Annotated in this window: 7 protein-coding genes; 1 reads left to right on the top strand and 6 read right to left on the bottom strand. The window is 58.0% G+C overall.

The genetic code is table 11. The annotated features are described in order from the left end of the window. Window positions 1-189: 189 nt before the first annotated feature. On the bottom strand, window positions 190-564 hold the full coding sequence (locus I9188_RS18955; protein ID WP_209507997.1) for a hypothetical protein: 375 nt from the start codon (window positions 562-564) through the stop codon (window positions 190-192). 91 nt (window positions 565-655) lie between these two features. Between I9188_RS18955 and I9188_RS18950 the strand changes: the two genes are divergently transcribed. Then, window positions 656-1,414, top strand: a complete 759-nt coding sequence (locus tag I9188_RS18950) for an alpha/beta fold hydrolase (RefSeq protein ID WP_209507999.1) — start codon at window positions 656-658, stop codon at window positions 1,412-1,414. Here the strand turns inward: I9188_RS18950 and I9188_RS18945 are convergent, their stop codons facing one another. The 5 genes from I9188_RS18945 to I9188_RS18925 form a co-directional block, all read right to left on the bottom strand. Further along, window positions 1,415-1,600 carry a hypothetical protein gene (locus I9188_RS18945; RefSeq protein WP_209508001.1) on the bottom strand — a complete coding sequence of 62 codons (186 nt, stop codon included), beginning with the start codon at window positions 1,598-1,600 and terminating at the stop codon, window positions 1,415-1,417. Between the two features lie 272 nt (window positions 1,601-1,872). Next, window positions 1,873-3,225 (bottom strand): HlyD family type I secretion periplasmic adaptor subunit, encoded by a 1,353-nt coding sequence (locus I9188_RS18940; protein ID WP_209508003.1) that lies wholly within the window; start codon window positions 3,223-3,225, stop codon window positions 1,873-1,875. Window positions 3,226-3,227: 2 nt separating this feature from the next. Then, the gene (locus I9188_RS18935) at window positions 3,228-5,450 is read right to left on the bottom strand and encodes a type I secretion system permease/ATPase (protein ID WP_209508005.1); all 2,223 of its coding nucleotides are present in this window, start codon (window positions 5,448-5,450) and stop codon (window positions 3,228-3,230) included. 40 nt (window positions 5,451-5,490) lie between these two features. Beyond that, window positions 5,491-7,431 carry a type I secretion protein gene (locus I9188_RS18930; protein ID WP_209508007.1) on the bottom strand — a complete coding sequence of 647 codons (1,941 nt, stop codon included), beginning with the start codon at window positions 7,429-7,431 and terminating at the stop codon, window positions 5,491-5,493. A 130-nt stretch (window positions 7,432-7,561) separates the two neighbouring features. Further along, a complete protein-coding gene (locus I9188_RS18925; RefSeq protein WP_209508009.1) occupies window positions 7,562-9,880 on the bottom strand; it encodes a hypothetical protein in 2,319 nt (772 codons plus the stop codon). Window positions 9,881-10,372: the final 492 nt, after the last annotated feature.

The following is a 10,372-nucleotide window of genomic DNA, read 5'->3' as shown; positions in this document are numbered from 1 at the left end:
GCCGAAGTCGAAGCCCGCGTCCGCGCCCAGGTCGCTGACCTCTGCAACCGTTTCCCCATATACCCAAACCTGTAAGCGTTTAAAAAGAAAAGAAAACGGCGCTCTTAAGGCGCCGTTTTTTTGTTGTTTGAGCGATCGCCTCGACACAAGGAGATCAGGCTAAGCGTCAGCTTGGCAGCCTTCTGAAAGTCAGATCAAATCGCGCCACCACAGAAAGACAAGCAGTAGCGCTGTCAGAGCCAACAGGTTGAAAGCCAGCCCCCCCAGCAAACCAAGGAACCAGCCCCATCTGCGATCCGCAAGATTGATGCTTCCCAGATGGTCCTGCACCACATCCGACGCCCTGACGAGCTTGGGGGTATCCAGAATCAACCGCATCTTTGGGTGCGATGCCATCGCCTCGGACCGGGCAAGCACCATGGCCTGCCGGTATACCCGGCGCGGCAGACGTCGTTTTGCCTTGCGAATGGATGCCTCTAGCGTCTTGTCGCGCACGCCAAGCTTGGCACGCAGCAAGGCCACTGTCTCGGCGATCCGGGTCTGAATGTCTGGGTCCTGAGGCATGGGCTCTCTCCTGCCGCAGCAATCTAACCTGCGCCACAAAGACCTACAATGGGGCTGGTGATCCGCTGTTGGCGCTTGTATCACGCAAGCTATGCTGAACACGATTGTACATGGCGAACCGACCGCCCGCCCCCCACTGGTTATAGCACACGGCCTTTACGGATCTGCTCGGAACTGGGGCGTCATTGCCAAAAGACTTTCAGACGAACGGCAGGTTGTGGCGGTGGACATGCGCAACCATGCCTACAGCATGTGGGACCCGAGCCATGATTATCCCCATCTGGCACAGGATATCGCCAAAGTCATAGAACAGATCGGCGGCGTGGCGGATGTTCTTGGACATTCCATGGGCGGAAAGGCTGCCATGACGTTGGCTCTGCGGCACAATGGGTTGGTAAACAAGCTGGTGGTCGCCGACATCGCGCCGGTGCAATACGCGCACAGCCAAATCCAGTTCATCGAAGCCATGCGGGCTGTTGATTTTTCGCGCATCACCCGCCGGTCGGATGCGGAAATGCAACTGGCCGATCAAGGCGTTGAAAAAGCGTTGCAAAGCTTTTTCACCCAATCGCTGGATATCAAGGGAAAACGATGGCTGCTTAATCTGGATGTTCTTGCAGCCGAGATGCCAAAGATCATGGGCTTCCCCAAATTGGACGCCACATGGGATGGTCCCGCCCTGTTCCTGTCGGGCGAGGCGTCGGATTATGTCCTGCCAGAACACCGCCCTGCAATCCGCTCGCTGTTTTCCGGCGCGCGTTTTGCCAAAATACCCGGAGCCGGGCATTGGCTGCACGCCGAAAAGCCACGTGAATTCGAGGCGGCGGTCCGGGCGTTCCTGAACGCCTGATCAGGCGCCCCGGTATAGCCGCTGGGCCACCATCCAAGACACCGGAGCAGCGATCATCGCCCCAGCAACTGCGGCACCGACAATTGCGCTGACGGAAACCAATCCCGCAGACAGCACAGCGATTACGGCAGAACCAGAAATGGCAGTGGCGATCAGTGAATACAGCATGGCGGCAAGGCGAAACATGGTCGGGTGTTCCTTATGATGAGTTCCGGCCAAACATGTCTCGATTCGAATGTGTTTTGCATTGATTTGCATCAGATGCGGAAATCTGACGCTTCATGAACCTGTGATTTCGTGACTACCGTTGATCCGATCCGCCAGACCGCCAAGGGTGTGGAGCTTGTGATATCCCAAGTCTTTCGCCGTCAAAAGTACACACCCTCACTTTCACGCTTTTCCCAAAAGGATCAGAACGCGACTTGAGGTAGATGAACCAACGGCCTCAGGCACCTAGGTTATTGCTCGCGAAACGCGCGCGACATGCTGTCCGACACAGGTTTGGCGATATAGGCCGCAAAAGTTCGTTCTTCGGTTTGGATCATGATTTCCGCGGGCATGCCGGGGGTTGGAACAAAGCCGCTGACCCGGTGCAGTTCGTCCGGGGTAAGTGAGATGCGCGCCAGATAAACCTCTTTTGGAACGCCTGCCGCCTCTTCAAGCAGCGCGTCGGCTGAGATATAAAAGACTTCCCCGTACAGAACCGGTGTTGTGCGCTGATTGAGCGCGATCAGGCGGACAGAGGCGGTCTGCCCGGTTACCACACTATCAATCTCGGTGCGTGGGATTTGCGCCTCAATAATCAAGGGCGCATCGGCGGGCAGGATTTCCGCAATGGGTTCACCCGTTTCGATTACGCCACCCGGCGTATGGTAATGCAGGCGAACTACCGTCCCGGTCACAGGCGCCCGCACCACGGCCCGGTCCAGAACATTGCGGGCCTGACGGGATTTTTCGCGCACGCTTTCCAGATCGGCCTCGACCACGCCCAATTCATCCAGTGCAGCCTCGCGATAGGCGGATCGGGTGCGCGTAATCTGCTCCTGGTATTTCAGAAGCATCTGATTGATTTCAGCGGCCTCCGCCTGCAACCGCGCCTGCTGCCCTTCGGCTTCGGCCTGCACACGCCGGATCGTGTTCAATTCGCCCTTCCGAACCAGCCCTTTCTGGAAAAGCTGGTTCTTGGACTCGTATTCCTCCTGCAAGATTTCGGCACGTGTGGCCATGCTTTCCAATTGAGCTTCAAAGCCACTTGCCCGGATTTTCAATGCTTCCATGTTGCGTTCCAATAGCGCCACATCATTCAGCAAGGTCTTGCGCGACACATCAAAGCTGAGCATTTGACCGTCGAGAATGGCCATGACTTCCACGTCTTTAGAGGCCTCGACCAGATCTGGTGTAAAAACCAGACGATCCCGTTCCCCATATTCCGCCAGCAACCGCTCGGTCATCGCCTGCAAGCGCAATTTGCGGATGAACAGTTCGCGCTCATTGGCCTGGGCCGAGGTCTGATCCAGCGTCATCAGCACCTGGCCTGCCTGAACCGATTGCCCTTCGGTGACCTTGATGTCTTCGATGATCCCGCCTTCAAGATGCTGGACAATCTTGTTGCGCCCGGTGGCGACAAAACTGCCCTGCGCGATGACCGCCGCCGCCAGCGGAGCACTGAAGGACCACACTCCGAAACCGCCAAAACAGACGACCAGCATGATTATGCCGATAACAATGAAGCGGTTGATCGAGCGCGGAACTTCCGCATACCAGACGTCAGGTTCACCGGCAGAGTTTTTTACGGGTACGAGGTCATTCATGGTCAGCCTCCCTGTTGCCCTTCAATTCCGGTCCGTTTGCGCGGCCCGTTGATCTGCTGAAGAACCTGCTCGCGCTGACCGAACAGAGCGACGCGCCCATCGGTCAGCAACATGATCTTGTCGACCACGTTCAGCAGCGTTGGTTTCTGCGTGATGACGACCACGGTGATCTTGCTTTCGCGCGCCTGTTCAATGGCACGCGCCAATGCTTTGTCCCCAGCAACGTCAAGGTTCGAGTTCGGCTCGTCCAGCACCACCATTCTTGGATTTCCAAAAAACGCCCGCGCCAGCGCAATGCGTTGTTTCTGTCCGCCCGATAAAGGTGATCCATCAGCGGCCACCACGGTCTCATACCCCTGCGGCAGGGTCGCGATCATGTTGTGTACATCAGCCAGTACAGCGGCGTCGTGGATCTGTTCGTCCGTGGCATCGGCTCGCATCCGGCCGATATTGTCCTTGATGGTTCCGGGGAACAGCTGCACATCCTGTGGCAGATAACCGATGCTTTCGCCGAACTGGCGCGGGTCCCAGTTGCGGATATCCATCAGGTCCAGCCGCACACTTCCCGACGTGGGCAGAACGGACCCGACAAGGGTCTTGCCCAAGGTGGTTTTGCCCGCACCGGAATTGCCGATAATCGCCAGTGTTTCACCGGGGATGAGTGAAAAGGTAATCCCGTTCAGAACCACACGTTTGGTTCCACCGGGGACATAGAGCAACCGCTCAACATCCAACCGCCCTTCAGGTCGCGGCAGGCGCAACTTCTCATGTTGCAGGGCCGAGGTTGACAGCAGCGCCTTGATCCGCCCATAGGCCGCGCGCGTCAACAGGTAACTGTTCCACCCCTCAATCGAACCTTCGATGGGCGCAAAGGCGCGCCCGGCAATGATCGAGGCCGCGATCACCATGCCGCCGGTAATCTCTCCCTGCAGTGCCAGAAATGCGCCCCATCCCAAAATGCCAATCTGTGTCAGCAGACGAACAGCGCGCGAGATCGCCGCGAAGATCACGTTACGGTCCTGCGCGCGTACCTGCCAGGTCAGGGATTGGGCCGTGTCCCGCCCCCAGATCCGCACCGCCTCGGGGATCATGGCCAAGGCGTTGATGATCTGGCTGTTGCGCGACATGGAATCCAGATGCAGGTTCGCCATGGACTGCGCTTTGTTCGCCTCGGCAAAGGGTTTGGCTGTCATTTTCTGGTTGATCAGCGCAATCGTCATCAGGATCAGCGCCGTCACCACGACAATCATGCCCAGTTGCGGGTGCACGAGAAAGATCATCAATATGAACAGCGGGGCGAATGGCACGTCCAGAAACGAAATCAATGTGCCCGAAACCAGAAAACCGCGCAGTTGCTGCAAATCGCCAAGAGTCTGATATTCGCGCCCGTTTCCGTGCAAGGACGCGTGCGCAGCCGCACTAAGCACCGGTGCACCTAAACGAACGGCAACCTCGACACCGGTTCGCATCAGCGTAAACCGCCGCACCGCATCAAATGCAGACTGAAAAATCACAGCCCCGGCGACGATCGCCGTCAACATGATCAGCGTATCCAAGGACCGGCTGGTCAGAACTCTGTCACTGATCTGAAACAGGTAGATCGGGATCGACAGGATCAGAATATTGGTCGCGCAGGTCAGCACCAGAACAAATGCCAGGTTACGCCGGATCGCCCGGATCGAATCCCGCAATGTGCGCTGGAAATCCTCGGGCGGGGTGCGCTTGTGAAAGGTTTGGGGTGGCCCGTTCCTGTCACCGCCGCCGGAATTTGTCCGCAACAGTGGCTGGTTTGCCTTGGCCTCGATCGTCGCGCCCATGTGATCCGCGCCGGACGTGCGCGCAGAGGGGGTCTTGCGCGCTGTCGTTTCGTCCGCGGTTGCATGGTCATGGCCGTCAGCATCAGCCACCCCGTCACCACCGCCCGCAATGTCCTTGTCTTGCACGGGCTGCGGCGGCGCACGCCGATGGGGAGGTTCAGCGCGCGGTTGTTCACATGAGTGTTTCTGGTCTTTGGCCGATTTCAACGTATCGTTTTCGACCGGCCGGGTTTGATCTGGTTCAGGCACTCGGAACTCCTGCGTCAGATGCAGTCGGGTAGAGGCACCTGTGGCCCGATTTGCAGGATCTGCCCCCGGCTCGGCACCCTGACGCTTCAGACCCAACCCGCCTTGCCTGTCCAGCGGGCTGGATAAAGGATGGCGGCGCGACGAAAAAACAAACGACATTTAGAAACCTTCTGGTCACTCGGTAAAATTCTTGAGGGGATCAGGCCAGCATGGTTTGCAGGCCGTCGTCAGGTGTTGTTGGATCAAGAGCCGGGGCATTCAGCGCCAGAGCCGCATCCGGTTGCGCGACGGTCATGTCACCCATGATGGCGGCAATTGCCTCATTGGTCATCGCGGTAATCTCGTCGTTGTCCGGCATGTCGATCAGGCTGGCCTGATGCAACAGCAGATCGGAATACGAACCGTCACCTGCCATGACTGTCGAGTCCACACCCATCTTGGTCAGATGCGCGGAGTTCAGCATGGCATTGCTGCCTGCGACAACCTCGGCCCCGGCAGCATTCGGGCCCGACAGGTCAATATCATCCTGATCCAGCATCATCGTGACCTGATTGACGATGTTCACCTGCATAAGATCTCCGTCGATCCTGAGGACGCGCAACTGCTCCATCCCGGCGAACATCGGATCATTCAGAAGCGCGTCTTCCAACGCGCCCATGTCCATTTCCTGTATGGCCAGCGCGTCAGCCATATTCTGTTGCATATCCTGGTGAACGTCCTTGCCGATCGTTTTGACCGACGCGTCATTCATGAGCAGGTTTTCATCACCGTCCATCATCGACGCGGGTACTCCACCGTTGATGATGTCGTCATCCATAAGGGCCATGGACTGAACCAGCATATCGACTGAGATCATGTTTCCGCCGATCATGATCAGATCGTAATAGCTGCCCAGCTGCACGATATCGGCGACATTGTACATTTCGTTGTCGCCCAGCGCGTAAAGCGTGGATGTAGCTGAAATTTCTGTTTGAATGTGATCGATATCGGTAGCGTCAATAAGCTGGTTGATGAAATTCGCGACCACCAGATCGCCGTGAACCCAGTCCACAACAACATATGCGGGCTGGCCGCCTGTTCCGTCGGCGTTGTCCAGCCAGGCGGCCTCTTTGCCTTCGACTTCGATCACCGAAGACTGAACCAGGTTGGTACCGCTTCCGGCATTCATGGCACCCACGTCCCAATCGGAAACAAGCGCGACCTGACTGATGACCGTCAGATTGACAGCCTGCCCGCCTACAACAATGTACGGAGCATCCACCCAACCAATTGTCGCGGACACTGCATTGATCGCCAGGTTGCCACCGGTCACCACCAGATGCCCGTCGTCAAAATCGGGATCCCTGGACTGATCCCATTCGGCAGGCAACGGCGTTTCCGCTTCATCGCCAGTCGCCTCATCCGGCTGATGGAAAGCGGGCAGCAGGTCGGTCCATTCAGGTGCTTCGGCCATGTGCTCGCCATTGACGATCACACCCAGGGCATCATCGCCATGGAACTGATACACGGTGACGCCATCCACATCCCCGTTCATCGGATTCAGCATCTGTTCGGCCAGTGCCTCGACCATCTCGATTGACTGGTAGTCCGCGAGTGAAAATGACGGGCTTGCCACGGCATGAAGGGACAACGCCATGTCCAGCATCTGCTCACCTTTCGCGATCAACGCGTCCGTGTCGCGAAATTCACCCTCGCCCACCGTATCGTTGTCACGCAGGAAAACCTTTTGCATGGTGTAACTTACCGCAGACCCCAACGGCACGTTGTCCGGCTGCAGAATGACGAGTGTGGGAACGGATGATGGTCCAATCGTGTCGTCTGGGACAAAACGCTCGGAAACCGGCCCATCTCCACCAAGGATAATCACCGATTCATGCACAGGCCCCTTCGGCGCGTCTGGTAGCGGCAGGTTAGGTTGAGGTGGGGCAAAATTGTATGGGAGGAGCTTGTACTCGCCCACCGGGATATCAAGGTCGGCCCTGATGTGGATCGCAGCAGGATCGTCCAGCCCGTCAATTTCGGCTTTTCGCCTCAGGGCGGTGAATTCGTCATACTGGTCCCGCAGCCGGGCTTGTTCGATCGTAAGTTCAAATGCTCCAACAAAATGCGCTATCGTTTCCGTAATTGCGTCAAGGGCCATGTCGGTCATCCTTTTTCACCCGCACCGGCCAGAATTTCCGCTTTGGGTTCAGTTGGGCCGGGGCCACTGCTCGCGGCCCCGGCATTTTCGAAAATAGCGAGGCCCGATAATGCGGGCCTCGCCTTATGACTTATGCGTCGTTGTCGTCGCTTGCGTAGGACGAGGTCATCGAACCACCGACCATGGTCGTGTCGACCGAGTTGCCAAGCACGTTGGCGCCCATGACGATCGACTGGTTAAAGGCCGAGGTGTCGACAACAGCCGCTGCCGAGGCATAGGACTCGCCGGTCACGATACCATCACCACCGTTGTTCGAGCCCCAGTTGCCAGCGTTGCCGCCTGCACCCCCGTCACCCGAATAGGCACCAGCCGCGCTGCCGCCCGTGATGGTTCCACCCATGGTGTCACCGGACATGGCTGTACCGGTCGAGTATCCGCTGGCTCCGCCATTTGCGGCGGACGCGCCACCGGCACCACTCGCACCTGAACTGGCCGCACCGGTCGCATCGCCCGAACCGGTCGATGTGGCATCGTTATCGGACATGCCCGAACCACCGTATCCGGCGATTGCTTCAGCCAGGCTGTCGGCGGCTCCGTTTGTATCGGCATCACCGAATACATCCGCCGCTCCGCCATCACCGGCGGTATTGGCCGCATCAGCAGATCCGGCACCGTTGCCCGAAGACGTGGATGTGGGCGTCGTTGTGCCGCCTGCTCCGCCGTCACCGTCTGCTGCAGATGTACCAGAACCCGCTGCGTCCGCTGTGCCGTTGGCCGAATTTGATCCGCCATCACCACCGCTGCCATCCGTGTTCTGCGAATTGCTGGATGCACCGTTCACGTCACCTGGGCTTTGGTTGATATCAGGCCCGCTTGCGGACTGGTCGCCAACACCCTGCGCATCCGAATCCGCGTCGGCAGTTCCACCGGAACCATCGCCGCCCGAACCGTCACCGCCTGAGCCATGGCCACCAGAGCCATCGCCGCCCGAACCATCGCCACCAGTTCCGTCACCGCCGGTTCCGTCACCGCCTTCGCCCGCTTCGGCATCAACCATGCCTAGCTCTTCCTGCAGGGCCATGATTGCAGCTTCGACCATAGCGGCAAATCCGCCTTCGCCGTCACCGCCGGTACCGTCACCGCCCGTGCCGTCGCCACCGGATCCTTCACCACCGGTCCCTTCGCCGCCAGAGCCTTCACCGCCGGTGCCAGGTCCGCCAGTTCCATCAGCCGAGCTGTCCGCACCACTGTCAGCGCTGCCCTCTGCTGCGTTGCTGCCGGCAGTCGCATCATTGGCTTCGGTTGTGCTGTCACTGGAATTCGACGACGAACCGTCTGTCGAAGCGCTGCCGTCACCACCGTCGGAACCTTCGGCGTCTACGTCATTCCCGGCCAGACCAAAGCCCGTGCCGCTCGAGTCGGAATCGCTGTCGCCGCCATCGGCGCTGCCCGAGGCATTCGAGCCAGACAGACCAAGGCCCAGCCCCAGACCAAACGAATCTGCGCTTCCGCCGTTACCGCCGGTTCCGTCACCGTCAACGCTTGTGCTGCCGTCGTTGTCAGCAGAAGACGAACTGTCAGCGTCGCCGCCGTCTCCGCCGGTGCTGTCACCGTCAGCCCCTGCGCCGGACAGGCCGACACCAATGCTGGCGTTATTTGCGTCACCGGTATCACCGCCTGCGCCGCCACTCGAATCCGCGTCGGCGCTGCCGGTATCGCCACCGGCACCAAACGCATGGCTGCCCAGCGTGGTCGAGTCTGCCGAACCACCATAGCTGGTACCACCGTCGCCCGAATCTCCACCGTTGGACTTGACGCCGATACCTTCTTCAGCGTTGGCGGTACCGCCATAGGCGCTACCATTCTGATAGAAACCGGAATTGTTCGAAACTGACGCCGATTCCAGCGTGTCGTCATCGCTCAGGCTAGCCACCTGACTGTTGACGGCCGCCATCGCGGTTCCCGCACCATCCATTGAGATATCGACATTCATGTCATCGCCAGGATCATAGTTCAGATCACGGCCTGCAGTTATTACGTCGCCAACCGACGCGTTATCTCCGAAGTCCAAATCAACCTGATCGTCATCGCGCGGAATCCACTCTCCGCCACCAAAGTCGATATTGATCGCATTGCTGTTCGAATTGTCGTTGGTGTTATCTCCGGCATTGAGCGTCTGGTCCTGATCCTGACCTTGATCCTGATCCTGGCCCTGATCTTGACCTTGGTCCTGGCCCTGATCTTGACCTTGGTCCTGGCCTTGATTTTGGTCCTGACCCTGATCGTTGGAGTTTTCGACAGTCTGGTCCTGCTGCTGCTGTTGAGCAGTCAGGTCGGCTTCGACAAACGCCTCATCAATCGGGATTTCGACATTAACCGGAGCTTCCAGGTTCTCGACATTAATTTCGTCGACGGTCGTTACGTTTGTATTATTCACATTACGTCTCATGACAAATTCCTATTTCTGGAACGCCAGACCGCCATTCATCTAAAAAGCGGCATCAGGCGAGGTTGAAACAAAAATATCCGCGCAGCGCATAAACGCGCTGAATGCGGTCAGTGGAAGTTTCTAAATGGCCACCTCCTTTCCCGGCTAAGCCGAAAGCGCGGCGGTTCATGAAGCTTGCTAAAATACGCAATGACCGGCGCGACAGGGACAGGTGCTTCGACAATTGAAGCCCAGCCATGTTCGCAGCGACGCACGCCCTCGCCTAGCTAGTCGAAAGTTTTGAGGTAGTTACCACCTTGTTTTTATTACTTACTTTTAGAACACACCACAGTTTGCGCACGTCTACCCCGCAAGACCCACCCATAAAAAATCGCAACAAAATAATTCAATTGTTTCCGCCGGTTGCACAAAAATCAAAGCGAAAACCTAACCGAAAGTTCTATGACGCAGGCCATTGAACAACTCCTCCCGGTTGTGGGAAACCATGCTTTC

It is taken from the genome of Ruegeria sp. HKCCSA071, assembly GCF_017872555.1.
Lineage (GTDB): Bacteria > Pseudomonadota > Alphaproteobacteria > Rhodobacterales > Rhodobacteraceae > Ruegeria.
This window is presented reverse-complemented; position numbering and strand designations above follow the sequence as displayed.

Coding starts and splice junctions, on each gene's coding strand:
- I9188_RS18955 (WP_209507997.1), bottom strand. CDS start 564: ATGCCTCAGGACCCAGACATTCAGACCCGGATCGCCGAGACAGTGGCC.
- I9188_RS18950 (WP_209507999.1), top strand. CDS start 656: ATGCTGAACACGATTGTACATGGCGAACCGACCGCCCGCCCCCCACTG.
- I9188_RS18945 (WP_209508001.1), bottom strand. CDS start 1,600: ATGTTTCGCCTTGCCGCCATGCTGTATTCACTGATCGCCACTGCCATT.
- I9188_RS18940 (WP_209508003.1), bottom strand. CDS start 3,225: ATGAATGACCTCGTACCCGTAAAAAACTCTGCCGGTGAACCTGACGTC.
- I9188_RS18935 (WP_209508005.1), bottom strand. CDS start 5,450: ATGTCGTTTGTTTTTTCGTCGCGCCGCCATCCTTTATCCAGCCCGCTG.
- I9188_RS18930 (WP_209508007.1), bottom strand. CDS start 7,431: ATGGCCCTTGACGCAATTACGGAAACGATAGCGCATTTTGTTGGAGCA.
- I9188_RS18925 (WP_209508009.1), bottom strand. CDS start 9,880: ATGAGACGTAATGTGAATAATACAAACGTAACGACCGTCGACGAAATT.